A 25,090-nucleotide genomic window follows, 5' to 3' on the forward strand; every position below is an offset into this window, starting at 1 on the left:
CATAACTCAATTTTCAGAATCGGATCTATCTGAATCTGAAATTTCTGGAGGTTCAGAAAACTTATTTTGAGTTCGCTTGCGCGGGGGAAGGAATTTTCCTTCGGTAGAATCTCGAACAATCACTTCGGGCTGGGCGAGGTTAGATTGACTTTTGCTTAAATCAGGCGGTGATTGCAAATAAAGAATTTCCAAATCATTCCCCGCTTTGCGGAATATTTTGACTTGATTAACCAGTAAAGCTTGAAAGAATCGGTAAAAAATCAAGCTGACGATCGCGATTCCCATTCCTAGTGCTGTACTGTATAGAGCTTCTCCAATACCAGTAGTCACTCCTGCTGTTGCTTCTGTTCCCAAATCACCAATCTTAATTGATTCCAAAGACCCTATCAAACCCCAGACTGTACCAAACAATCCCAACAACGGAGAAACAGCGATCACAAGTTCTAAAACTTTTTCACCCCGTCGCATCTGGGCTAACTCGGTTTCTGCTGTTGACTCTAGTGCGAGGCGAAATAGTTCTGGATTGCTTATTGGTTGGCTTAAAGGAGCATACAAAAACCTACCAATAGGCTGGTCAGTTGCTTGTCTAGCAATATCCCTAGCGATTTCCCAATTGTTACGTGCAGCTTCTAGAATGCGATTAACAGTTTCTTTTTCCTGATTCAAAATTCGGAACCAGAACCATAGACGCTCTAAAATCACACTTAACGCCAACACCGAAAACAAAAGTAATGGCCAGATCACCGGCCCAACTTTGCGAAATATATCGATAATTTCCACTGTTGAGATTCCCTCCGTCCATTCCTGTAGCAACTATCCCACAGCATTTTAATACTAGAGTGGTAAAGGTGGCTTTGTTGAATTTGAATTAGAAATTATATAGCTAGCTCGTGAATTAAATAATGTAGTTAGATTTTTTTCCAGCAAGAGTCAGACTTGCTGAAATCAGTAACATCTAGCTATTAATGTTGAGTATTTAATAAAAATAGCGCTTGATATGGCTGGTGAAGTGTTAGGTAGGCATTACGCAGTACAGCAACAGTTGGGAAAAAAGCTGGAAGGCGTACTTTGTTAGCCCGTAATTTGGAAACGCAAGAATTAGTCGTGATCAAGTTACTATCCTTTAGCAATGACTTTGAATGGGATGATCTGATTTAAGTATTACCTTCACCTATTGGTTGAGGTTGATGATTGAGCCTAGTTTAGAACGACGTTTGACTTCTGCCCAAGAAGCAATTACTGTCTTGCAAAGAGATTTTGCGCCTGTTGCTATTCAAAAACCAGCTATTAGTAAAATTAGACTAACAAAAGATGGGAATTATTTAAAAATTTTTATCCCACCAGTTGGTTTTCATCCTTTATTTGGGATGGGAAGTCTATTTGCGATCGCTTGGAATTCATTTATTCTTTTGTGGACTGTTGGTGTCATGCTGACACCTTTCCCTAGCAACATACCCTTAGCCTTAATTTCACTTCCCTTTTGGGGTGCTAGCTTTCTCATGGGAAATACAGTTCTGTTTGCTTTGTTTTTAGGCATTTATTTACGAGTGGATCAAAAGCACATAACTCTCACCTGGGAAATATTAGGTTGGAAATTTCCCCGGAATCGTCCTGCACCCAGACAAAAAATTACCAAACTGGTGTATATTCCCAAACATTCTACTTCCGATTTTCTGGGTGCTAAAACTGAGGTTCCAACCGGAAATATCAACTGTGTGGCATCGGTGGGGGCATTAATTCAGAAGCAGAAGTACAATGGTTAGCCCATGAATTGAGTGAGTGGTTGGGTATACCAATTACACGGGACTAGAAGGGAAGGGAGACAAGCAGGACACGGGAGAAACACAAAACAAATAACTAACTACTAACATTACTGGAATTATGAAACGCTTAAGACACCTGATTTCATTACTGCTGATATGTGCAGTTATATTTTGCTTTGCACCTACGGCTTGGGCATTTTGCGGTTTTTATGTTGCAAAAGCGGATACAAAACTATACAACAAGGCTTCGCAGGTGGCGATCGCGCATAGTGGCGATCGCACTGTGTTAACGATGGCTAATGACTACCAAGGTGATGTGAAAGATTTTGCGATCGTTGTACCTGTACCTACTGTTATCCAAAAAGAACAAGTACGTATCGGTAACCCTAAGATCATCGAAGGCAGAGGGCAGCTATGCTGAAGGGAAAATCCCTTCTCCTGAATGCCCGAACCCTCTGGGCGACCGAAAGGAGCCAAGGGTTTAAGACCCCCACCAAATTGAAAATTTGGTGGCTCCCGTTTAGGAGGGGTCTGAATCCCCTTCTAAACGGAACCTTCTGCCACGGCGCTCCTTGTTCGCCCACAGGTGGCGAACCCGCGCCTCCTCTGCCTCCAAAATAGCTGCCTTCTTCAAACCAATTTAAAAGGGCAGTTGTTGCCAGAATCAAAATTACCGAGGATTCTAACAAGTTGTTGCTTCTACTACTTGACTAGTCTACTAGATTGATATTTGCTGTTTCTGGAATTGACCTTGAGGATGAAGTATCTACTATTAAACTCAAGGATTAATTTAAATATGACGTTATTCATCTTCTAGTGATCGGTAATATTCATACAGGGTGCTTTTCTATGTACTCATAGACACCTTAGTAAGTGACACAGGGGCAGAACCACAAGCAGTGCAAATTATTATAAGTTGATTCACAGAGCAAGCAGCTCAGGCAGGAAGATATGAACAGCCACTCATTTTTAGCATCTGGTGAACAGCAAAATCACAGATATAACAACGTGTTAAAAACTACCAAAAATCTTCAGCAGCGAGAAAATAACGGTAGCGGCGAATCTGCTTTCGGTGACAGCTACTTACGCTCTTGTGCTTTGAAGTCAGCCCGACAAGGAGACTACATTGAGGCGATCGCGCTGTTGAGTCAGCTGATCAAGCGTCATCCTCAAAATGCGATTGATTACAACAACCGGGGACTAATTTATTTTCAATGCGGCGAAAGCCAAAAAGCTTTTTGCGATTACAATACAGCTTTGCAGCTTAATCCTAAGTTGGCTAGTGCTTATAACAATCGAGCTAATTACTATGCTGCTCATGGGGAATTAATAGCAGCGATCGCTGACTACGATCAAGCACTGGATTTGAACCCTAGTTATGTCCGAGCATGGTTGAACAGAGGCATTACTTTACGCGACTTGGGACAATATGAAGAAGCTATTGATAATTTTGAAGTAGCGCTGCTGTTTGGTCAGTTAGAAGGTCGTATTTTAGCAGAACGCGGTAGAACTTATCATCTCTGGGGTGACTGGAATTGTGCGATCGCTGATTATCGTCGTGCTTTGCTTTTACTACCGTCGTTTGATACTAAACAGGAAATTCCTAACTCTCGCTTGCGTTTACAAGTGGAAAATTGGTTCAACGAGTTAACCAAAATTCAGTAAACAGTAAGCAATAAACCGTTATCAGCCGAAAACTAGGTATAACAAAGTGAATTCAATCGTATCAAAATACAAATTACATCCTTATTTTACTGATCACTGTTGACTGATAACTGATCACTTTTGCAGCGGCTAATAGCTAATAGATGATAACTACGTAGCTCCTAAACGAGAGCTGCTAACTATTAACTATTAGCTGTTAATTCTTTTTTGATATACTACGTGTTTATACGTAGGTTATTAGAAATAAACCTATAAGTGTCTAAATGTTAAACCGAAATTCTATTTAAGGAGAAGATTCTACTTGTTCAACTTCTACCGCTTTCGGCTTTATAAGCATTATAGGACGCTGGTTTGGATCAAATCGGTATCCTTGCTCTTGCATAATGCTTTTAGCTTGACGCGGATCAAAATTACGGCTAAATTCTACATTCAAAGCATTTACTCGTGCTTCTACCTGCCTAAGTTCTGTGTTAATTTCTTGTAACTTAGCTTGCTGCGACCAGTGATAAGGTAAAAGTCTTACCAGTGCAGTTACTGCTGCTACTGAAATCACAATATTAACCCCTATCTTTGCTGTTGTCTCCAACGCCATCACTTGGTAAGAACGTTGACGTAGATGCCGCTTTGGTCTGGGAGCAACTTGACGTCTTGGTATTGGTTGTAGCGGGGGTCTGGATGGTTGAATCGCATTCATAATAATTAAAAGAACCTCGCTGATGAAATTTATGCACCGTAAACAATGCTCCGGCGCTGTTTACGGTTTTATTTAGCTGTCATATTACTTCATTTTTTGGAAATTGCTACACGTATGCAGTTAGTCAAAAATAAACCTGGTATACGTACGTAACTGCACACCAAGTACTACGGTTCCAACCGTCAGCCTTCGGCAAATGCACCCGTATTGCCAGGTTTATTGGCTTTTATATGCGATTTTAAAAGTACATGAAGAAGTCAGAAGGCAGCTATTGTCAGGGGAATCTGTGCAAACTATACAACAAATCGAAATCAGGCGGGCAAAACTCAGAATAAAGGATTATCCGAATTGCTGCTCGCCAATTTCGACTTGTTTTGGTTATTGCAATGGTTTATTTATAAAGTTCTGTTGCTAAGCGCCAAGCCAGAAAACCTGGAACCAGAGCCACAACCAAAGCGATGTAGACTTGAGTATCAGATATACTCATGGTTTCAAACCTCCTAATCTCAACAAATTTTGATTACGTTTACTACTTTTCCTTGTTTTGCCAAGAATGGGGAATAGGTTGTTACAAGATGAAACAAAACAAATGGATTGGTTGTTCGTGGTTAGTTGTTAATAAAGGATTGTTAAGAAAATTTTGATGTGAATATGGGTTTTTATCTGGGTATTGATTTTGGGACATCTGGCGCACGAGGTATGGTGATTGATGAAGTAGGGATTATGCAACAACGGGTGATATACCCGTTTGAGATGTCCCCTCGCGTTGACTTAGGAAATATTTGGCAGATGGCTTTGTTTAGCCTGCTAGAGCAAATTTCTGGGGAATTGAGGCGAGAAATTAGAGCGATCGCTATCAATGGTACCTCTTCAACTGTCTTGTTGTGCGACGCTGTTGGCAATCCTGTAGATGCACCCTTGCTGTACAACGATGGACGGGGTGCTGTGGTGATGGATAGGTTAAAGAGTGCAGCACCCCCAAATCATACTGTTTTAAGTACAACCTCAAGCCTGGCAAAACTTTTGTGGATGTCACAGCAAGCTTTTTTCACCCAAGCTAAATATTTTCTGCATCAAGCAGATTGGCTAGCATTTCTGTTGCATGGGCAATTGGGTATTAGCGATTACCATAATGCTTTAAAACTGGGTTATGACGTAGAAACTTTGCAATATCCACAATGGTTGGATCAACTGCAAATTTCTATTCATCTACCTAAAGTAGTAACTCCTGGTAGTGCCATCGCAGAACTACGCCCAGAGATTGCTGCTAAATATAATTTCCCCAAAGATTGCTTGGTGTGTGCAGGTACAACAGACAGTATTGCAGCATTTCTTGCTAGTGGTGCAGAGTCACCAGGAGAAGCAGTGACTTCTGTTGGTTCCACACTCGTACTGAAGCTTTTAAGCCGTACCCGTGTAGAAGATGTCAGATATGGTATTTATAGCCATCGTTTGGGGGATTTATGGCTAACTGGAGGTGCTTCTAATACTGGTGGTGCTGTGCTGCGGCAATTTTTTACTAACACCGAATTAGAAAGTTTGAGCCAGGAAATTGATACTAGCCAAGCAAGTGTTTTGGATTATTATCCCTTGTTGAAACCGGGCGAACGCTTTCCGATTAATGACCCCAATTTACAGCCACGACTAGAACCACGTCCAGATAATCCTGTGGAATTTCTACATGGGTTATTAGAAAGTATTGCCAGAATTGAGACACGCGGATATGAGTTATTGCAAGAATTGGGAGCAGATAAGTTAACTCGTGTTTATACAGCCGGCGGTGGTGCAGCAAATGACACTTGGACGACAATTAGGGGGCGGTATTTACAAGTCCCGGTGATGCGTTCTATGAATACAGAAGCAGCTTATGGAACAGCTTTATTGGCAATGCGAAGAATGAGAGAATGAACTGCTTTTTACACCCGATAATAATATATATGTTGGTTTATCTCCTTTCTTTAAAATAAGGGTACTTCGTAATAAGCGAATATCATCTATTCCCTTTACCAGCATTACCAAACGATCTAGTCCCCATCCTGATGCTAAACCGCTAGAATGCGATCGCAACAAATCAAGATGAACTTCCCCACATTCTCCTACTTCAATCCATTTGCCATCAACGTAGCCTACCGTCTAACCACCGACGGAAAATCCATCTGTGTCATCTGTGTTTATCGGTGTGTATCGGTGTTAGATTTACCCAAGATATAGTGGTTTGTGATGAATTCTGGTGGAGGAAAAACGAACACAGATGAACACAGATGAACACCGATTTTTCTACAAGTTCATCACTTTATAAAGTAACTCCGGCATCATCGCTGTGGTGTGAGTTCTAAGTAGCCTACCGTCTAACCACCGACGGAAAATCCATCTGTGTCATCTGTGTTTATCGGTGTGTATCGGTGTTAGATTCACCCAAGATATAGTGGTTTGCGATGAATTCTGGTGGAGGAAAAACGAACACAGATGAACACAGATGAACACCGATTTTTCTACAAGTTCATCACTTTATAGGGTGTTCGATTTCTGTTAATATTTTTGGCGTTGCATATTTGCGGGGTGATTTGAGAATTTGCATCAAAAATAATAACCGCGTCTGGGTGTCAGCCTAAATCATCGCATTATTCAGCAATACCAGATTTGTACTAATCTTCAGTTGCAGGAGAAATCATCGAACCAGTGGCTTCGCCTTGAGAGTCTAACTGAAATTGTTCCACTGATGCTTCCATGCTGGTATCAGTGACATCACTAAAATATGTACCAAACAGTTTTTCATAGTTGGATGCAACCGCTAAGAATGCTCCACCCAAAATATAAATGGGTAGCGGTAATTGCAATCCTTGTACCCAATCAAATAACTGTGCTAGGGCAAACAGCACTACAAAGCAAGCTAGCCAAACTCTCATTTTTATACCTGCTAAATCCAAATTATTTTAGAATTTATGTTCGTAGTTAGCGCTAAAGCGCCAACTACAAAAGCATTACCCTCTCACCCCTTTTACGAAAGAGTCCGCCGCAGTCGGGGTTGAATGATTAACAAAGCAACAAGAGCAAAGCCTAACAATACAGCTAGGGCGCTACCAAAGGTAACGTCACCCCAAAAGGCGTGCATCACCACGCTCTTTAAGCCCCAATCTTGATGGGTGTAAAGATAGCGAATCGGTTCGATGGCGTAGCTAAGAGGATTAAGGGTAGCTACAACCTGCAACCACTGGGGCATAAACGATAATGGAGCTAAAGCTGTGCTGGCAAATAATAGAGGCAGGTTTGTAACAAAAATTACTGCTATGAGCTCGATGTGTCCGGGTAGGGTAAAAGCCAAACCTAAGCTGAGGGCTGTTACACCCAAAGCTAGAAGAAAGACAATCAAAGCAATAGTTGCCAAACCAGCTATATCGGGTACCCCTGCACCGAGAAACCCTGCTGCTGCTACTATCACGGCTGATTGCAGCAAACTTTGGCTAATGATAAATATGGCAGAAGCCAATACAATTGAATATCGTGATGCCAGAGGAGCAACTAACAGCCGATTCAAAAAGCCGAATTCACGGTCAAACATGACTGGTAAACCGGCATTTAACGCTCCACCAAAGGCAGTAAAAACAATAATACCAGCACTGAGAAATTGGGCGTAATTTGTTGTACTGCCAAAAATTCCTTTGGGTGCGTTTTGAAATAAAGCGCCAAATAACACTAACCACATTACAGGTTGAATAATACCTGCAACTAAGGTGGAAGGACGGCGCTGCAATTGAATAAATAAGCGGCGTGTCAAAGCCACGGTTTCTTGAACTAGCTCACCAACAAAATTAGGAGCTGTATCAGCGTAAACTTGTGGTGCAGCCACTTGCTGCCAGTTAATTTCTGATTTGGGAGGTATAACAGTACCACTCATATCTATTTTGGTTGTTGGTAATTGATAATTGGTAATTGGTAATTGGTAATTGGTAATTGGTGGTTTTCTTTCCTATTACCCATTACCCATTACCTTCATCTCATATTTTGCTTTTTCTCTGCTTTGGGGTCACGGTTTCCCAGGGCTGCTAGTTCTGCATCCATGAGGGTGCGTCCTGTGGCGGTGAGGTAAACGTCGTCTAAACTAGGACGAGATTGGGCAATCCCAAATACGGGTAATCCGGCATGATTTAGCGCTTGTTGGATGGTTATCAAAGCATCATTTTGTGGTGTTACCACTAAGTTTAGAGAATTTCCTTGAGCGCTGTTGATGATTACTTCTTGCACAAATGCCAGAGGTGTAAGTAAGTTTTTGGCTTTTTCTGCTTCTTCTGTGGGTGTAAACTCGCGGATACGCAGGGTGATGCGATCGCCTCCCACTTTATCTTTGAGTTCTGAGGGTGTACCATTGGCTATGACTACACCCCGGTCAATTATCGCCACGTGATCGGCTAAAGCGTCTATCTCTTCTAAATAATGGCTGGTAATCACTACAGTAGTTCCAGCTTCACGCAATTTACGCAGAAATTCCCAGACAATAAAACGGCTTTCTATGTCCAACCCCACTGTTGGCTCATCTAAAACTAGGACATCTGGTGCATGTAGTAATCCGGCTGCCAAGTCTAGGCGTTTGCGTAAACCACCAGAGTATGCGCCAGTCTTTTGATCTGCGTATTCTTGCAAACCGAGTAAATTTAGCACCGCCTCAACGCGCTGTTTTGCCACTGCCGCGTTTAAGTGATAGAGTGCTGCTTGCAGTTGCAGGAGTTCGCGTCCAGTTAATATTTTATCTATAGCTACTTCCTGAGCTACATAACCAAGTCTTTTTCTAGCTGCTCTCGGATTATCTATCACGGAAATACCAGATACTTCGATTTTACCAGCATCTGGTGTAGTGAGAGTACACAAAGCACGTAGGGTAGTAGTTTTGCCGGCTCCGTTGGGACCAAGTAAACCAAAAATTTCTCCTGGTTCTACCTGAAAGGAAACATCCTTGACGGCTTCAACCGAACCGTAGCGCTTTTTAAGGTTTTCAATTAAAACGGCGGGAGCCATGACAGGTAATCCCTAATAACTATACAAATCTCAACAGTGTCTACTCTTATTTTAAGAGTTAGGAGTTAAGACTAATGATTAGAAAAATATTTAACTTTCATTATGTGGTTTTTATACCAGGGTGATTGCAAGTCATCTGTCCAAAGACTGATGAATTTTATGCTGTTACCTTCAATGTGTAAAAATTTTATCTGCTCAAACTTCAAAATCGATCGCTCTGTTAAAATTACCTTTTGTTCCCCTCCTGGGGAATAAAAAACCAATTATTCTAAATTTTAAACAATGCCTCGCAGTCACCCAAGTATAATTAATAACTACGAATCTCACCTCAGCTGGTCAGCCAACACAGAACTAGTAGGATTAGTATTTGAATTAGCCCCCAAAGCAGATGTTTCCATTTATCCCCAATACACCATTGGACTGCACGCTTGGTTTCTGGATCAAGTGCGTGCTGTAGATCCAGAACTTTCTGCTTACCTCCATGATGGCGAGTCAGAAAAACCATTTACAATCTCTGCATTAGATGGAAAATTGGTCAGCAGTGGTAAACAGTTACACCTTTTTGCTAGCAATACTTACCATTGGTATGTTACAGTTTTATCAAAGCGGCTAGTAACATGGCTGGCACAATGGCTGAAAAACCCACCCACAGAAGTAAATTTACGGAATGCACCTCTGCAAATTAAATCGTGTCAAATTACTCATGCGGTCACATATGCTGAGTTACTCAACTCTGACCACGAAGACACAATAGCACTCCAATTTTTAAGTCCAACAAGTTTCCGTCGCAAGGGTCATCACCTACCCTTGCCAATGCCTACGAATGTCTTCCACAGTTATCTGCGTCGTTGGAATGACTTTTCGGGTATGCCTGTTGACCAAGAAACATTTTTGGCTTGGGTGGATGAGCATGTATTAATTACTCGTCACCAACTGACATCCGCAAAAGTGCTAGCAGGAAAGAAAGGTGCTGTTACAGGGTTTACAGGCGCGATAGAATTTGGTTTAAGTAAACAAGCAGCTAAGCAACCGGAGTTTTATAAGTTATTTTATGCTTTAGGAAAGCTTGCACCTTACTGTGGTACTGGTCACAAAACTACCTTTGGATTAGGACAAACACGTTTAGGTTGGTCATTACAAGCAACGCCAGAAGTGCCAAATGTGGAAAGTTTATTGGCAAAAAGAATAGAAGATTTAACAGATATTTTTAAGGCGCAACGCAAGCGGACAGGAGGAGTGCGGGCGCAAGAGATAGCAGCTAAATGGGCTACTATTTTGGCACGTCGGGAAATGGGAGAATCTTTGCAAGTTATTGCCCAGGATATGGGGATACCTTATGAGACGGTGAAGACTTATGCAAAATTAGCAAGACGGGCTTTGGCAAACAATTCTGATTCTGTTTGAGATTTGAAGTTAGAAACACAAAGGGTCACAAAGTTTGGCACGGAGGGACTCAGAGTTTTATAAGGACTAGAGAGGTTTTTTAGTGTATTAATTTTGTGATTTTTTGACTTATATCATGTCCAACTAATTGCTTATGATATAAAGCTTGGATGTTGAACATCGGGCATGGTGAAAAAATAACTAATGATCACCAATTACCCATTACCCATTACCGACCCCGACGGATAATATAAGTGTTCAAGCGGACAGATATTATTTTTTCCTACCGATTCTGGCATTTTTTATCGTCCCTCTTGAGGCGATCGCTTATCTTAGTGCCATTCGGCTCAGAACCCCTATTCGCCACTTGTATCCCTTAAAAGAAGTTGGGGATCTGCCTCTCTCTATGTTGCTCACCACGTTCAATTACATAAATAATTAATTATTAAATTTTGAAATACTTCTTTTTCACCTTATTAAACAGTGTTTGTAACCGTAATTGAGTCAAACGGATTTTTGTTAAATTATTGATATTACCAGGATAATCTTTTTTATGATCAAAAAAGTCATTTAAATCATCTAAAATCACTTCTAAACGTTTGATAATATTTTCATGCCTGTATTCTGCTAAAAACTCTTCAGGTAATACCGGTACTTTCCAATTATTCAATAGTTTCAGAATGCGTTGAATATCATATTCTTTTGAATAAGCAGCTATTTTATAGCAATTAAAACCAGGATCTAAGTAATCAGATAAACCACCATTAATACTAGAAAAAACCTGACATCCACAAGCTATAGCTTCCAAAGGTTGCAAGCCAAATCCTTCACTTACACCTTGCTGTGTCCAATATTCAGCAGAATCATAGAGATATATCTTAGCTCGATTAAAAAGTCCCGGTAAATCCTCGACATAGGAATCAACAACAAAAACTTGACATTTTTGTCGTAAGGCTGGAATCAATTCTTGCATCAAATATTGCGAAGATTTCCGAGCCTGAACTAACACATCAATATCTCTTTCTAAGTGGATATTTTGAAACTCGTTACCAATTTGATTGGGTAAATAATATATCAGCGAATGGGGTGAATGTTGTCCCCAATATCCCATGGTATTGCGGCTAACAGTAATGATAGGAATACTTGCAGGCAATTTAAATCCATAACCTGCACTATGGGCATGATAAACAACATTATATTGCTTGAGTTTAGTAGCAAGTCTGGCTACATCAAAACCCCAGCTGATCACAAAAATCACATCATCTAATTTTTTTTCTTGCAACAAGTCATCAATAAAAAGTTTTCCTTCTTCTTTTTGACGATAAGTAACGATATCAGCATGGCAAAGATGTTTTGCAAGATGAAATGTTTTTAATTCTGCCCAAAGACCACCACAAGCAAACTTTCTATCTGTCCCAGGAAGTAAAAAGTAAAGTTTTCTCATTAGCTAAATTGTTGATTGTTGTTTGTTGGTGGTTGGTTGGGAATCTATTATATCGTTTGTCTTCCTTGTTTTCCCTGTCTTCCTTGTCTTCCTTGTCCCCACCTCTTCCTACTCCTCCTGCCAGCATACTTTTACAAAATACGCCTCCTTTCCCCATACATCTGTTGTACGCGTTATGTTTTCAATTTTCAAATTAAAGGGAATGGCAGTTGTGATGTATCGTTGTGCTAAAGCACCCACATCAGGGGCTAATTCTGCTGCTGTCGTTGCTGCCAAACCTAAACCTACGAGTTGTTCTATTATGCCTAGTGGTAGCAATATATGCATACCAACTGCAAATCCTGCTGTCAACAGCATTGCTACTGATGCATTTGTACCGCAGCGAGGATGTATAGCTAAATGCCACTCCCCATTGATCAATCGATGTAAGGCAAGTGTGGCTGCACGCCGCAAGTCGCTAATATTTACCTCTCCATACAGATAGAAACCTTGCTCTGTGGACAATCCACCCAATAATTTGTTATCTATCTGAACATTATTGGAGATGAATGCGGAAGGATGGGTACTTTTTGATTCGCTCAGCATCCACACTGTGGCATGTTCTAAAGCATGAACTTGCCGAAGCATGAGAATTTCTTTCAACCCTGGGATAAAAGATAGCTGTTTAAGTAAATCAGCATCTAAGGTGGGTTGAGGTGCTGTTAAATCAAAATTAAATAAGTCTAAGGGAAACCCATCTATTTTGGCATAAGCAAAATTATTCATAAGAACACTGCTCGCTACACTGATGGAGCAATACATATTTCTTTTAAATGTACCCTTTCAGCCTATAGATTGTTGCTAATTTTTGTTGACTAGGGGCTAGCTTTCAAGGGTAGGTTTTCTAGATTTTTCGTTTTAACAACATTACATTCACTTGAATACTTATGCTGTTGCGTAGACTGGTAATTGGTAATGGGTATTGGTGAGCCAGCGCGGTCTACCCTTCGGGAAGCCCTACGGGTACGCCAGGTGACGCCACGTGCTACAACTCTTGGAACCCCCAAGGGCGGATTGGCTACTTTATGTCGGGGAAACAGTCCACCACACTAGCTCACCGCTTGCACGTCTATGGGGGTTTCCCCATGAGCAACTGGCAAACCCGTAAGGGTAATGGGTAAGGGTAATTAAGATAATGATGATTTTCCTATGCCCCATGCCCAATGCCCAATACCTTAACTCGTACAGTCGGGATGCTTAACCTGGCATATATTAATTCTCATCCTTGGGTAAAGACTGTTCCTAAGCTTAACCAATCTTCCAGTAGTATGTGGCGCTGAATTTTGAAAGGTTGACACTTAACATCAGGCGTGAGGAGAAAAATGAACAAAAACCGATCAAAATGGGCTTGACAGCATACTAGTAAGTTTATTCATTATTGGGATTAGGCAAAGGACAGCAGTTTACATCATCCAAACAGACTTTGCCCCAGTGCAAAGCCCAGCGGACAAGGGCTACTCGATTGTCTGTACCAGTTTTGGTGAGAATGTTGCTGATATGGTTATCAACTGTACGCTTGCTAATTTCAAGCTTTGCTGCAATTTCCTGATTAGTTAAGCCAGCGGCCACTAAGTCGATAATTTGCAGTTCTCTGTCTGACAGACTTACAGGGGTCTGAGACTCGCCACCAGCCATGCTTTATTTTATCCTCCTTGGTATATGTACTCAATCACTCTTTCTCATTCTAGAAGATTCTTTAGCTGGTGGGAGTTTCAAGTGTTAGTATTAATACTCTTTTCACAAAGGTCTAGGAAATTGGGAATTAAGATTGGCAATTAGGAATGTAAAATCATTGTTAACTTCAGCTTCTAGCTCTTTGTGAATACACCATTTCTACCTTTGTAGCTCCTTTTTCAATAAATCTTTATTTAAATGGGTTAGTTAGTAATTTTTTGAGAGTTCATTGATTTTATACAATACAAATAAAACTTCAGATTATAGCCTAAAAATTAATTTTTAGCAAGCGTATCGCCAAAATTTTTATAAGTATAAAAAAAGCTGTTTAATTGTATTAAATATCGCCGCCAAAATAATAGAAATTATTGTAGATTTTTTACTGGAAAATCATCTTCCAAAATTTAAAATCAGATGAGTAATTCCCGTGTTTTGTGCCTGGGTGAAGTTTTGTTTGATTGTTTAGCTGATCAGTTGGGGCGATCGCTTGAGGAGGTGGAGTCCTGGACTCCTTATCCGGGGGGAGCGCCAGCTAATGTAGCCTGTGCCTTAGTAAAGCTAGGTATACCAACGGGATTTATTGGTTGTGTAGGTGAAGATCAGCCAGGCAATGAACTGGTAGACTTATTGCAAAGAGTCGGTGTAGATACTACTGGCGTACAGCGCCATCCTACAGCACCAACGCGACAAGTTTATGTAGTTCGCTCTCTCGGAGGCGATCGCCACTTTGCCGGATTTGGACAGTACGACACCACAGAATTTGCTGATACCCGCCTGGAAGCCAAGCAATTGCCAATCAAGCTATTTGAAGCAGCAGATTTTCTAGTTTTAGGTACTTTGGAATTAGCTTATCCAGAAAGTGGCAAAGCAGTTCATCACGCTTTGGAACTAGCACAAGAGTATAATCTCAAGGTTTTACTGGATGTGAATTGGCGTCCTGTATTTTGGACTAACCCTGACATTGCGCCGCAGACAATTCGCGCTTTATTCAAGCAAATCGATTTTCTCAAACTTTCACTAGAAGAAGCTGAATGGCTTTTTGAGACTAGAAAACCCAGGGAAATTTTCAACCGTCTCGACTCCGTGGAGGGCGTGATAGTGACAAATGGGGAACACGGTTGTGCTTACTCGTTTGAAGAACAAGATGGTGAATTACCGGCCTTTGCTGTTGCTGTTGCTGATACAACTGGAGCAGGAGATAGTTTTGTTGCTGGGTTCATCTATCAAGTCCTAACGCATGGGATCAAAAGCTTGAGTGATCCAGTAAAAGCTAAACAAATTGTCACCTATGCCAGCGCTGTCGGAGCCTTAACGACAATGAAACCAGGAGCGATCGCATCTCAACCAACAAAAGAGGAAGTGGAAGCTTTTTTGAGCCAATAGTCATTGGTTAGTGGTTGGAAATCAGTTTACAGTGGACAGTGTAGACGCGCAAGCAACTTCCCGTAGGGTACTCATATTTTTATACTGCGATTGTTATTGTGGCGATCGCCAAAATGTAAAGCGTCATTCATAATTCAGGACTTATATCAAGTCCGGCTAATTACTTACGATATTATTCTGATGCAGTTGGGCATTGGGCAAGAGATTTTTCCCATTACCAATTACCGGCCTTCACAGATATGATAAGTCTTTAAACGGAGATGATATTACACAACTGGCACATTGCGATCTCCTATACTAGTATTTATGTACTATAAAGTGTACATGAAATAAACTAGACTACATTACCAATTACCGACTTCAACAGATAATACGAGTTTTCAAGCGGATACGATTTTACTTATTTCTTAAAATGTCTACGCCTGTAACGATCTTGATATTTTGCAATATACTCAACATTCTGCCGCTCTATTTCCGATAGTAAGTTAGCAGGAAATTCCTTTGGTGAATATCTGGGACGATACCAAGGCTGACTATCAAAATATTTTTGCAAGCCGGGAGTATCAAAACGCCGACCGTGACGCGCAAAAATAGAATTTCGCATAATATCTAACTCAAATCCATCTTTTGCATCTAAATCTGAGTCTGTCACCAGTCTTTCAGAAAGCCAAGCATAATCTTTGACAGTGGTAGTAGCAACTGATGGTGTTGATGGAGTAGAAATATCCTTGAAATACAACCTGTCTGCTGATGTATTGGCATCTTGACTAGCAAAAGCACAATAGGCTTGGGAGTTGTCTTGTCCGTAAGTTTTTAGTAGGTTGATGCAACTGTTGCGATCGCTAAACTTAGCTACATAAACTTCAAATAATTCTTGTCCTGACAAATTTGGGTATTCTGGTATCCAAAACATTCCTGCTTGGGGATAACCTGCTGTTTGTAAAGCTTGGACTTGCTTAGCAGCTGTTTGTGAATTTGAATAAGCAGAATCTGCTAGGAAATAAAAAGAACTGGGAACAGTGGTAGGATTTGACTCTTTTTGAGGTTGAGGAATTTTATTTATAGATGAACCAGAAGGTGATAAGGAAGCTTTATTTTCTTCTGCAACTTGAGGTTTAGAGGTTTGCGGAATCTGTGAAGTTACTAGTGGCTTGTCCAAAGACGGTTGAGAAGACTTTGTTAAGGTCAAACCAATAATCACAGATGCACCGATGAAACCGCCTGCGATCGCACTTGCCATCAAAATACTATTGCGGCTATTACTTTTATGGTTGGGTGGTGTATCTAAATTGATAGTTGGAGGTGGTGGAGATGACGTCGGTGGTTGAGTCAGGAAAGGTACTGTAGGTGGAATTGGACTGACTCCACCCTGTAAAGCATCTAGCATTTCCTTGGCACTAGCAAAGCGATCGCGGGGATGATACTGTATTGCTTGATCAATTACTGATTTCAGTGTAGGGCTAACATCCATTACATGATTGTGCCAAATGATTTCCCCAGTGCGTGGATCTGTTTCTAGTTCTTGGGGTTGTCTACCTGTGAGCAAGTAAATAGCCGTTACGCCTAAACTATATAAGTCGCTAGAATAAACAGGTCTACCTGCTGCTTGTTCACTGGGCATATATCCTGGTGTACCAATCACAATCGAACTAGTAGGACTACCGTGAGAATTTAACACCGTTCCCATCGATTCCCGTACTGCACCAAAATCTATTAGCACAGGTTTGCGATCGCGATGACGCAAAATAATATTGTCCGGTTTGATATCGCGGTGAACAATCTGTCGGGAATGTACGTACTCTAAAACTGGTAACAAATTGACTAATATATCCCGGACAGCACCTTCACTAAATAAGCCCTGCTCTTTGAGCTTAGAAGTTAACGTATCACCTTCAATCCACTCTTGGACTAAGTAAAATTGACTATCTAACTGAAAATAAGCATACAATGTGGGAATTTGGTCACTAGAACCACCCAAGTCTTCCAAAATAGCTGCTTCCCGTTGAAACCGCTCCTGTACAAGTTGGTAAATCTGGGGGTTATTCTGAATGGGTTTGAGTTGTTTAATGACACAACAGCGGTGGGAGGGCATTTGAGTATCTTCCGCTAAGAAAGTCTCACCAAATCCACCGCTTCCCAAAGTCTTAAGAACTTGATAGCGGTTATTGAGCAGCATGTGTTTGACATCCTTTTGCTGTCAAATTAAAAACAACGCAAAGCGCTATTTCCCATTATGCTTCCAAGTATAAAACTTGGCTGATGCCAAGTCTACGGAATTATTCAGTACTCATAAAAAACCCTCCCCTAATATCCGGAGAGAGTTGTGTTTTTAACAGCAATAGCACCTTCTAGTCGTTCTCTCACAGACATGCTAGCAACGCATAATTCATCTGTGTCCACCCCCCTCTATCCCCTCGTTACTGGCTACGGTGCAAACACAAATCTTACCACGCAGCATCTATCCCGCCTCGGAATAAATTCCGAGTCTCATAGCAAAAGTCCTCTCAAGAGGACTAAATGAAAAATTCAGTCCACTTTGAGTGGACTTTCACTATTAGCCTGGAACTTTAGTTCTGGGCGTGATAGATGCTTAACTATTAAAGTTGCGCTACCGTCATCGGTAAGTCAGCATTTTTCCAAGCAGCTTGAAAACGCCTTTGTACTGCCTGTGCTGCTTCGGTTTTCCCCTGTGCTTCTAAACTCTGGGCAAGTCCTGCCAACGACCAGCCATTTGCTGCGATCCCTAATTCAGGTTTTACAGCTTCCACAGTATGAATATATAGGTGATTAGCCCCAGGATGATTAGGATTACTTTTTAATACTGCTTCCAATGTATGCAAAATTTCTTGAGTTTCTGGCTTGGGTTCGCCATTTTCTTGCCAGTAATCCCAAGGCATAGTATTCATCACCGCATCAGCAAACAAAGTCGCTCTTAAGAGGACTTTTACTATTAGCCGTGGGTTTTTAACCTATGGCAGTTTTTGATATGGTGCAAGATTTCAGTTTTAAAAAACGAACACAGATGTACACAGATGTACACAGATGCATACAGGTAGATTATCCATATGCTTTGACGTTATCTGTAAGTGTTTTTTCTAAAAAATTTATGTTCTTGGTTAATTCGCAAACCGATCACACCACACAATTTACCTGTATTATTTAAGGTAATAAATACATCCGGTCTATCTACGATTCCTCATTTGATCAAACACGAGCCGAGAAATATCTGGGAAAGCATTTTGACTAGCTGCGTAGGCTGGAGTTTCTCCAAAAATAGCAATAATATAACGAGTCTTGCGGTTTTTAGTTGCCACATAGGCGACTTCTTGACGAGATGCACTAGTCCAGCCTGCTTTGGAAGCAAAAACGATTTGATCTGCATCGCTGGCTAAAGATTCACCTAAAAAATTCTCTACAGGATTAAATTCATCTGGATTCGGTGGCTGTAGTTTCCACGCTTCAGGACGTAAATCCCTAGTTAACAAACTAGCCATTTGTTCGCTATATTCAGGCCCAACAGCTTGACCTGTAAAAATTTCGTACATCAATCTGGCTGTTTGGTAGGTTGTAATTTTGTTGCGCTTTGGCTGATGAGGATTATCACCACGTAACTGTAAATCAGCGCCTTTGGGTTCTGTAGCTTTTAAGTAAGTAATCGGATAAGTTTTTTGACTAACATTAATATTTTTATATCCGGCTTTTTGAAAGAAGTAATTTAACGATTGTCGCTGTTTTTTCCATGTTTTAAATTGTTCATCTGCTAATTTGTTTTCAAAAGAATAAGTCCCACTAATAACATCAACTATACGACTAGCAGCATCGTTATCTGATTTCAATATCATTGCATTTAAATCAGAATTGATAGTGTGGTTAAGTGGAATTAAACCTTGTTTGATTTTGGCTTCAAGTATAGCCATCCAAAATAGTTTAACTACACTAGCAGGATATCTAGGTATGTCTTGTTGATAACCTGCAATTGTATTTTTATTTAAATCTATTAATGTAATTGATAGACTTTCTGTTGGTAGTTTTTTATCCTTGACATAATCTAATATATTTTTTACGATGCTACTTAATTCATCACTTTTTGTTAAATTAGGAGGTGTTTTGACGTTATATATTAAATCTAAATTTGTTTTTGATAATTGAGAAGATGATTCTAATGGTAAGTTGATCGGTTGATTAGACAAATCAGGTTGATTAATAACAGGATTTTGAGTATTAATAATCGGCGGCTGAGTTGGAAAATTAGTTTGCTGTTGTATAGGCAAATTATTGACTGTTTCAGAATTTTTATTCTTCGCTCTTTGTACTAAGAATGAGCTAAAGCTAAACAAACTAACTATTATCAGCACAACTAAAGTAATGAGTCCGTAAAATTGTAAATGTGGTAATTTCCTGAAACGAGGTTTATTCATATTTGCAGTATATTTGCTTACAGGAGGAGTTGTTCGGCTTTTAATAATAGTTCGTTGATTTTGGGCATGTACTGTTTGTGGAGGTGAAACAGCAATAAGACTTGTAGGCAAAACAGATTTTTGATTTCCTGCACTATTAAATTCTGCAATCCGCCTTTGTAATTCAATATTTGTTTGTTGTAAATTCCCAATAACTTGGTAAGCACGTTGTAACTTGGCTTCAAGTTCGGCGATTTTGCGATCGCGGCTATCTGGTTGTCGTTTGGATTGCTGATCCACAAGCTACACCTTGAATCACTACAAGGCAGAAATTATAAGGTATAAACTACAAAAAATTAACTTTTGCGCAGAGTTCTCACAGTTTTATAATCTGCGATTTTGACTTGACCGTTTGTAAATTCTAAAGAGTAGCGCACCAATAGGGTATCAAAGGAAGTATTGGTTGGATCTGCTTTGCCATCTTTGATTAGCGTCCGTTCTTCTGTAATTTCCACTTCTATAGTTGCTTGATCGCCACTAGCTTTGAAATTTTTGACTGCATCAAGACTTTGTACTCCATAGTTGTAGTAAGCATTATTTCTCTGCAACCAATCAACAGAACTGAGACATTCTTCTTCCTTGCCACCATCTGCTAAACATAGATCAGGGTCATCTGTTTTTTTAATATTGTCTCTATAGGCTTTACCTGTGAGTAATTGTTCTCCTATATCTGTTCTGTAGGGAGGAGCAAATATTTCCCGCTTAGCTGTGATCCAATTCTTCAGTAGTTCTACAGCTGCTGTTTGGGAAATCGAGGCATTTGTAGGTGGTAAAACAATCGGAGTAGTTTCAGCAGATGAAGTTATGATCGGTGTGGGTGAATCAGGAATAACATTACGTTCTGGAGTAGAAATTGATATTGCTTGGGAATTTGTAGAAGGGGTGACAGACGGTGAAGTAGATGCAATGGGTGAAGGACTAATTCTTGTCACAGACTGATTTTGTTCGGAAGAATTATTTCTCAAAATCTCCATCATCCACCAACCACCGACGATAAATACGCCGATGACACTGCCTAAAATCACAGCTTGCTGCCAAGTCCCCAAACCAAAAGGGTTTGGGGATGTAGTGGATTGGGGGTAAGCGACTTGCGGTTGGTTGTTAATTGTTGGTTGTTGATTGTTGATTGTTGGCGGTTGCTGTACATATTGCCCTGGTGGTGGTACGGTATGCACTGGATTCTGGAAAACTGGTACTGTAGGTGCTACTGGTGTTGATCCACTTTGCAAAGCTGCCAGCATATCTCTAGCATTGAGATAGCGATCGCGTGGTGATTGTTGAATAGCTTTATCCAACACCATTGCCAAACTAGGACTGACATTCAAAGCATAAGGTCGCCATAGAATCTCACCCGTAGCAGGATCAGTTGCCAACTGTTGCGGAATCTTACCTGTAAGCAAATAAATTGCTGTTAACCCCAAACTATAAATATCACTGGCAAACACAGGTCGTCCAGCAGTTTGTTCCATTGGCATATATCCTGGTGTCCCAATCACAATTGATCGACTGGAGTTCCCAGAAGGAGTCACCACCGTACCCATTGTTTCTTTGACCGCGCCAAAGTCGATCAAAACAGGCTTACCATCAAAACTACGAATCAGAATATTGTCCGGTTTGATATCCCGGTGTACCATGCGCTTGCTATGGACATAATTGAGAATCGGCAGAATATTGATCAAAATATCTTTTACCGAAGTTTCACTCATTAACCCTTGTTGTTGCACTATCTGGGTTAAAGTGTAACCCTCTATATATTCTTGAACTAAATAAAACTGTCCATTCTCAATAAAGTAGGCATACAACTTAGGAATTTGATTGCTACCATCACCCAATTCTTCTAGAATCGCCGCTTCTCTTTGAAACCGATCTTGCACCAATTGGTAAACCTGGGGATTATCAACCACAGGTTTGAGTTGTTTAATCACACAACGACGACCAGAAGGCATCTGAGTATCTTCTGCTAAAAAAGTTTCTCCAAATCCACCACCGCCAAGCACGCCCAAAAGCTTGTAGCGATTGTTTAACAGCGTCGGTGTGTTCATACTTTTTCCTATACAGTATCTATTCCAAAATAGATACAGTTATTATCAAAAAATTCCAGAAAAATCAGTAATTAACTAACGTAAAACCGTGAATTCACTCCTGTCGCCAAAACCAACAGCTCACGGCAATTAACAATCAGCCACCAACAGAAAAATTTATCTGTGTCTATCGGTGTGCATCGGCGTGCATCTGTGTTCGATTTATCACAACATAATTTTTTGCCATAGCTTTTATAACTAGATTAAGATCCAAAAAATATTCCCCTCTTCCCCGAACCAGGAAAAAAGGAACCTACCACCCTAAACTTCTAACTTATTTTTTCTTAGCCGCTGCCGAAATTGGCAATTGCAGATTTTGATCAAAAACAAACTCATTTTTAATTTGCACTACTCGCTTGGCAAGATTATCGCTTGGTGCAGTAGCATCCTGGGAAGGAACCTGGATTGTGTACTTACCAACAGGAACATTATCAAAGCGGTAAAAACCAAACTCGTCTGTCATACCAGATGTCACAGGTTTACCGTCAGAGCCAATTAATTCCACCTTAACTTTTGCCACAGCTTGACCAGCAGTATCAGTGATCTTTCCAGCCATACCATATTCTTCTCGCACAGGGAAATTTAGACGAGTTACAGCAGATGAGGCGACTTCTGCTACTATGCTAGTTTTGACCGTAGAAAGTTCTACTGGTAATTTGTTTGGATCAAGTTCAACCACATACACGCCTTCCGGTAAGTTACCAACAAAGAAGTTACCAAAAGAATCGGTTTGAGATCCACCAACTGTTTTATTACGACTATCAACTACACGAATAGCAGCTCCTGCTAAATTAAAATCTTTATTTTCTCCTTCTACAACAATTCGTCCGGCAATTCCACCTCTTTCACGTCCCAAACCATAAGATTTAGCAGGAGTAAGTTTACCACCAGCAAAAGACAAATCTGATACCAAAGAAATTGTCAGACGATCATCTTCAAATCCTCCAATTATGTTTTTACTCCTGGAAGGAATGCCTTGGTAATCAACTCTAGCGAGTAAGCCTGGAAGTACTTGCATACTTGCCCCAACAACTGGCCCTACATCTCCATCACTGTACGCGAGTCCTAATCTCCAATTCAAACCACCCAAACTCAGAGAACTACGATTGACGGCAACAGTATAACGAGGAGACAAATCGCCACCAAATTCACCACCTAGAGACAATTGATATGCTCTGTTCAGATTGTAGCTAAAATCAGAAGTATAAATATCACCAAAAGAATTAAAAGATAGTCTGCTTACTGGAGATATTTGATAAAAGGCGTTGAATATATATTGTCCTTCAGTGTCTGGTCTGCCCCTTAAAGATAAGCCCGAAAAAGGATTTACTGCAAACGTAGGCAAAATATAATTAGTTGCATCATCACCATCAGTTTGACGGCTACGAGCAAGAAAACCTAAACTAAAAGTATTGCTAAAACGATAATTAACTTCTAGGCTATGATTGTAGCGATCGCCTGATCCGTTGTTAGAGTAATATCCTGATGGAAATAACTGAGAATTACCCAGGATTTCTAACTTGCCAAAATCTGCATCTAAATCTGCCGTATAACCTAATTCACCACGTGATGTACCAAGACTTGTAGCAAGAATCACAGGACTTGCTGGTCGCCAAACAAAGCCTGCTTGTGCTTGCAAGGTATCAGGGATAGCCTGAATTGCTCCTTCAAAAGTTAAGTTATTAGAAAGTCCTTGACGAAACTGGTAAAATCCGACTGGCTCTCCAGCATCACCATCGAAACCGTAAAACAAAGCATTTTGGGCTAAATTACCGCTTAATCCCAATCCAGCTAATTGCACATTGCCACCAGCTGGCAGTAATAAGTCAGAAGTATTAAGTCTTAAAGAGCGAATTTCCGTTGGTACGCTAATATTGTTGCGATCGTAGATTAATAGTTCTATTTCATTGCTATTGCTAACAGGCAATCTGACATCAACAAATTCATATACTCCATTCAATCCGACCTGTTGCTGGGCAACTACAATTCCACTTACTCTTAACTGCACAAAACTTGCGGGTGGTGCTTCTCCCCGAAATGTTTGTAAAGGTCGAGAACGTCTGGGTAAAAGTTCGGAAGCACTGTAACTTTGATACAAGCTATCAGCAGGCAAATTAGTCAAACCAATTTGCGCTCCTGTCAAATCCATACTATTGAGTAGAGGATGTAAACCTATTTGTTGCCGACCGATTTGATAGCGAAACCGATTTTCACGTTTATAGAAAAAGTACTCAGAAACATCTGGTACATTCTCAAAGTTATTATTGAGACGAACACGCCATGTTCCTCCTGCCAGCCTTCCTCCCAAAAGAGTAGAACTGCGTAGATTTGTATCTTCAGAATTCCTATAAAGATATAATTCTTGCCTTAGACTTGATAGGGCGCTGCTAGGAGGTTTGACATCTGGTTCTAATTCAGGAGTGGGTTGCCCAGACTCTCTATTATCTTGTTGCCAAGGTAAGTTAACAATTAAAGCTAGATCTGAAGCTTTAAATTCAATTGGTGTAGCTAATTTTTCTTTTAGTAAAACATCGCTAATATATGTAATACCATCGATTTTTATCAAATTATTTTCAGCAATATCAACTACTCCTAAAGGAGTTTTTAATTGGATTTTGCCATTAACATTAGTAACCGTAAAATTAGCAATTTCAGCAAATGATTCTAAAGGTACTAAAATAGTATTTCCATCAAGACGAATTTCGAGACCACCAACCTCTCGCCGATTAATAATTACTCCGACTAAAAAAGTACCTCCTACAGATTTGATATTTTGAGCAATATTGCTAGAATCTCTATTCACAGATGCATAATCATTCTTAGCATCTTCCACAGATTTGATATTATTTGTAGTTACTTCTGTATTGCCTGGAGTTTCTGTAGTAGCAGAATTATTAGAAGATTGTTGATTATTATTTAAATCTGGTGGCAGATCGGCAATTACCTGAACTTTGGGAGATTGATTTACCAAAATAGGCGTATTAATGGGTGCTGTTGAGGTTGGTAAAGCTGTTGTTGAAGTAGCTTGGCTATTAGAAAATTCCGGTGTTAAACTTTGTGCTTTAAATATAGCTGCTAACAATTTATAGTGTTGTTCTGCTAAATCAATCTGACCATCAAGAAAATCAATTTCTTCCTGCTCTGGTGTTAAACTTTGTGCTTTAAATATAGCTGCTAACAATTTATAGTGTTGTTCTGCTAAATCAATCTGACCATCAAGAAAATCAATTTCTTCCTGCTCTAATGATAATTTTGATTTTTGTGCTTTGGAAGCAATATCATTAGTGCTATTCTCCAAAGCGGCTTCTGCAATAATTTTTAGTTGCTCAGAAAAAAGCTGTTTTTCTGTAATTTTTCGTTCAATAACCTGCTCTGGCTGTAATGTAATTGAAATGACTGGTGGTGCAGGTGGTAAAGCTGGATAGAGCATACTCAAGCACAAAATTTGTATTAGATTAGAAAGTTTAAGCAAGCAAAGAATCACCGCCTAGAGGATT

The 25,090-nt window shown here is 40.2% G+C and carries 21 protein-coding genes and 2 pseudogenes; 8 read left to right on the top strand and 15 right to left on the bottom strand.

Translation table 11 applies throughout. The annotated features are described in order from the left end of the window. Positions 1-6: 6 nt before the first annotated feature. The gene (locus UYK_RS0107405) at positions 7-780 is read right to left on the bottom strand and encodes a MotA/TolQ/ExbB proton channel family protein (protein WP_009458324.1); all 774 of its coding nucleotides are present in this window, start codon (positions 778-780) and stop codon (positions 7-9) included. Between the two features lie 217 nt (positions 781-997). On the opposite strand from UYK_RS0107405, the pseudogene UYK_RS27750 reads away from it, so the two are divergent. The 4 genes and pseudogenes from UYK_RS27750 to UYK_RS0107425 all read left to right on the top strand — a co-directional run. Next, positions 998-1,152, top strand: a pseudogene (locus tag UYK_RS27750) (serine/threonine protein kinase); the annotation flags it as partial. Positions 1,153-1,187: 35 nt separating this feature from the next. Continuing rightward, on the top strand, positions 1,188-1,763 hold the full coding sequence (locus UYK_RS24100; RefSeq protein WP_009458325.1) for a hypothetical protein: 576 nt from the start codon (positions 1,188-1,190) through the stop codon (positions 1,761-1,763). Positions 1,764-1,881: 118 nt separating this feature from the next. Further along, positions 1,882-2,163, top strand: a pseudogene (locus UYK_RS0107415) (DUF2330 domain-containing protein); the annotation flags it as partial. 551 nt (positions 2,164-2,714) lie between these two features. Then, positions 2,715-3,428 carry a tetratricopeptide repeat protein gene (locus UYK_RS0107425; protein ID WP_009458327.1) on the top strand — a complete coding sequence of 238 codons (714 nt, stop codon included), beginning with the start codon at positions 2,715-2,717 and terminating at the stop codon, positions 3,426-3,428. A gap of 283 nt (positions 3,429-3,711) precedes the next feature. Here UYK_RS0107425 and UYK_RS0107430 read toward each other — a convergent pair whose 3' ends face one another. Next, complete coding sequence (locus UYK_RS0107430; protein WP_009458328.1) at positions 3,712-4,122, bottom strand: slr1601 family putative cell division protein; 411 nt, start codon at positions 4,120-4,122, stop codon at positions 3,712-3,714. 391 nt (positions 4,123-4,513) lie between these two features. After that, positions 4,514-4,609, bottom strand: a complete 96-nt coding sequence (gene psaM, locus UYK_RS0107435) for a photosystem I reaction center subunit XII (protein ID WP_009458331.1) — start codon at positions 4,607-4,609, stop codon at positions 4,514-4,516. 164 nt (positions 4,610-4,773) lie between these two features. Here psaM and UYK_RS0107440 point away from each other — a divergent pair, with 164 nt between their 5' ends. Further along, on the top strand, positions 4,774-6,030 hold the full coding sequence (locus tag UYK_RS0107440; RefSeq protein ID WP_009458333.1) for an FGGY-family carbohydrate kinase: 1,257 nt from the start codon (positions 4,774-4,776) through the stop codon (positions 6,028-6,030). On the opposite strand, the gene UYK_RS27165 is transcribed toward UYK_RS0107440, so the two are convergent. From UYK_RS27165 to UYK_RS0107460, 4 genes are all read right to left on the bottom strand, one after another. Next, positions 6,001-6,228: a tRNA ligase subunit PheS family protein gene (locus UYK_RS27165; protein ID WP_258002561.1), complete on the bottom strand. Its 228-nt coding sequence runs from the start codon at positions 6,226-6,228 to the stop codon at positions 6,001-6,003. The two genes, UYK_RS0107440 and UYK_RS27165, sit on opposite strands and share 30 nt — an antisense overlap. A gap of 539 nt (positions 6,229-6,767) precedes the next feature. Continuing rightward, the gene (locus tag UYK_RS0107445; RefSeq protein WP_009458334.1) at positions 6,768-7,028 is read right to left on the bottom strand and encodes a hypothetical protein; all 261 of its coding nucleotides are present in this window, start codon (positions 7,026-7,028) and stop codon (positions 6,768-6,770) included. A 92-nt stretch (positions 7,029-7,120) separates the two neighbouring features. Next, complete coding sequence (locus UYK_RS0107450; protein WP_009458335.1) at positions 7,121-8,017, bottom strand: ABC transporter permease; 897 nt, start codon at positions 8,015-8,017, stop codon at positions 7,121-7,123. Between the two features lie 95 nt (positions 8,018-8,112). Continuing rightward, a complete protein-coding gene (locus UYK_RS0107460) occupies positions 8,113-9,132 on the bottom strand; it encodes an ABC transporter ATP-binding protein (protein ID WP_009458337.1) in 1,020 nt (339 codons plus the stop codon). Positions 9,133-9,414: 282 nt separating this feature from the next. Between UYK_RS0107460 and cas6 the strand changes: the two genes are divergently transcribed. Further along, complete coding sequence (gene cas6 / locus UYK_RS0107465; RefSeq protein ID WP_009458339.1) at positions 9,415-10,536, top strand: CRISPR-associated endoribonuclease Cas6; 1,122 nt, start codon at positions 9,415-9,417, stop codon at positions 10,534-10,536. A gap of 424 nt (positions 10,537-10,960) precedes the next feature. On the opposite strand, the gene UYK_RS0107470 is transcribed toward cas6, so the two are convergent. Beyond that, positions 10,961-11,959 (bottom strand): glycosyltransferase, encoded by a 999-nt coding sequence (locus UYK_RS0107470; protein ID WP_009458341.1) that lies wholly within the window; start codon positions 11,957-11,959, stop codon positions 10,961-10,963. A gap of 108 nt (positions 11,960-12,067) precedes the next feature. Beyond that, on the bottom strand, positions 12,068-12,724 hold the full coding sequence (locus UYK_RS0107475) for a DUF6391 domain-containing protein (RefSeq protein WP_009458344.1): 657 nt from the start codon (positions 12,722-12,724) through the stop codon (positions 12,068-12,070). 189 nt (positions 12,725-12,913) lie between these two features. Between UYK_RS0107475 and UYK_RS26020 the strand changes: the two genes are divergently transcribed. Beyond that, positions 12,914-13,051, top strand: a complete 138-nt coding sequence (locus UYK_RS26020; protein WP_009458346.1) for a hypothetical protein — start codon at positions 12,914-12,916, stop codon at positions 13,049-13,051. Between the two features lie 315 nt (positions 13,052-13,366). Here UYK_RS26020 and pedR read toward each other — a convergent pair whose 3' ends face one another. Next, positions 13,367-13,633 carry a photosynthetic electron transport-dependent transcriptional regulator PedR gene (gene pedR / locus UYK_RS0107480; RefSeq protein WP_009458348.1) on the bottom strand — a complete coding sequence of 89 codons (267 nt, stop codon included), beginning with the start codon at positions 13,631-13,633 and terminating at the stop codon, positions 13,367-13,369. A 453-nt stretch (positions 13,634-14,086) separates the two neighbouring features. Here pedR and UYK_RS0107485 point away from each other — a divergent pair, with 453 nt between their 5' ends. Next, complete coding sequence (locus UYK_RS0107485; RefSeq protein ID WP_009458350.1) at positions 14,087-15,055, top strand: carbohydrate kinase family protein; 969 nt, start codon at positions 14,087-14,089, stop codon at positions 15,053-15,055. A 400-nt stretch (positions 15,056-15,455) separates the two neighbouring features. Here UYK_RS0107485 and UYK_RS0107490 read toward each other — a convergent pair whose 3' ends face one another. From UYK_RS0107490 to UYK_RS0107510, 5 genes are all read right to left on the bottom strand, one after another. After that, positions 15,456-17,231, bottom strand: a complete 1,776-nt coding sequence (locus UYK_RS0107490) for a protein kinase domain-containing protein (protein WP_009458352.1) — start codon at positions 17,229-17,231, stop codon at positions 15,456-15,458. A 421-nt stretch (positions 17,232-17,652) separates the two neighbouring features. Next, positions 17,653-17,961, bottom strand: a complete 309-nt coding sequence (locus UYK_RS27170) for a hypothetical protein (RefSeq protein WP_016871189.1) — start codon at positions 17,959-17,961, stop codon at positions 17,653-17,655. A gap of 276 nt (positions 17,962-18,237) precedes the next feature. Then, positions 18,238-19,752: a serine hydrolase gene (locus tag UYK_RS0107500; protein WP_016871190.1), complete on the bottom strand. Its 1,515-nt coding sequence runs from the start codon at positions 19,750-19,752 to the stop codon at positions 18,238-18,240. Positions 19,753-19,808: 56 nt separating this feature from the next. Further along, the gene (locus UYK_RS0107505; RefSeq protein ID WP_009458361.1) at positions 19,809-21,554 is read right to left on the bottom strand and encodes a protein kinase domain-containing protein; all 1,746 of its coding nucleotides are present in this window, start codon (positions 21,552-21,554) and stop codon (positions 19,809-19,811) included. Positions 21,555-21,867: 313 nt separating this feature from the next. Next, positions 21,868-25,023, bottom strand: coding sequence for a carboxypeptidase regulatory-like domain-containing protein (locus tag UYK_RS0107510; RefSeq protein ID WP_016871191.1), 3,156 nt, complete (start codon positions 25,021-25,023; stop codon positions 21,868-21,870). Positions 25,024-25,090: the final 67 nt, after the last annotated feature.

The organism is Fischerella thermalis PCC 7521 (assembly GCF_000317225.1).
GTDB lineage: Bacteria > Cyanobacteriota > Cyanobacteriia > Cyanobacteriales > Nostocaceae > Fischerella > Fischerella thermalis.

Excerpts from the sequence above, each read along its gene's own strand:
- UYK_RS0107475 (WP_009458344.1), bottom strand. The coding sequence starts at position 12,724 with ATGAATAATTTTGCTTATGCCAAAATAGATGGGTTTCCCTTAGACTTA.
- UYK_RS0107470 (WP_009458341.1), bottom strand. The coding sequence starts at position 11,959 with ATGAGAAAACTTTACTTTTTACTTCCTGGGACAGATAGAAAGTTTGCT.
- UYK_RS0107445 (WP_009458334.1), bottom strand. The coding sequence starts at position 7,028 with ATGAGAGTTTGGCTAGCTTGCTTTGTAGTGCTGTTTGCCCTAGCACAG.
- UYK_RS27170 (WP_016871189.1), bottom strand. The coding sequence starts at position 17,961 with ATGAATACTATGCCTTGGGATTACTGGCAAGAAAATGGCGAACCCAAG.
- UYK_RS0107510 (WP_016871191.1), bottom strand. The coding sequence starts at position 25,023 with ATGCTCTATCCAGCTTTACCACCTGCACCACCAGTCATTTCAATTACA.
- UYK_RS0107485 (WP_009458350.1), top strand. The coding sequence starts at position 14,087 with ATGAGTAATTCCCGTGTTTTGTGCCTGGGTGAAGTTTTGTTTGATTGT.
- UYK_RS0107450 (WP_009458335.1), bottom strand. The coding sequence starts at position 8,017 with ATGAGTGGTACTGTTATACCTCCCAAATCAGAAATTAACTGGCAGCAA.
- pedR (WP_009458348.1), bottom strand. The coding sequence starts at position 13,633 with ATGGCTGGTGGCGAGTCTCAGACCCCTGTAAGTCTGTCAGACAGAGAA.
- UYK_RS0107505 (WP_009458361.1), bottom strand. The coding sequence starts at position 21,554 with ATGAACACACCGACGCTGTTAAACAATCGCTACAAGCTTTTGGGCGTG.
- UYK_RS26020 (WP_009458346.1), top strand. The coding sequence starts at position 12,914 with ATGGGTATTGGTGAGCCAGCGCGGTCTACCCTTCGGGAAGCCCTACGG.
- UYK_RS0107430 (WP_009458328.1), bottom strand. The coding sequence starts at position 4,122 with ATGAATGCGATTCAACCATCCAGACCCCCGCTACAACCAATACCAAGA.
- UYK_RS0107440 (WP_009458333.1), top strand. The coding sequence starts at position 4,774 with ATGGGTTTTTATCTGGGTATTGATTTTGGGACATCTGGCGCACGAGGT.
- UYK_RS0107490 (WP_009458352.1), bottom strand. The coding sequence starts at position 17,231 with ATGCTGCTCAATAACCGCTATCAAGTTCTTAAGACTTTGGGAAGCGGT.
- UYK_RS24100 (WP_009458325.1), top strand. The coding sequence starts at position 1,188 with ATGATTGAGCCTAGTTTAGAACGACGTTTGACTTCTGCCCAAGAAGCA.
- cas6 (WP_009458339.1), top strand. The coding sequence starts at position 9,415 with ATGCCTCGCAGTCACCCAAGTATAATTAATAACTACGAATCTCACCTC.
- UYK_RS0107425 (WP_009458327.1), top strand. The coding sequence starts at position 2,715 with ATGAACAGCCACTCATTTTTAGCATCTGGTGAACAGCAAAATCACAGA.
- psaM (WP_009458331.1), bottom strand. The coding sequence starts at position 4,609 with ATGAGTATATCTGATACTCAAGTCTACATCGCTTTGGTTGTGGCTCTG.
- UYK_RS0107460 (WP_009458337.1), bottom strand. The coding sequence starts at position 9,132 with ATGGCTCCCGCCGTTTTAATTGAAAACCTTAAAAAGCGCTACGGTTCG.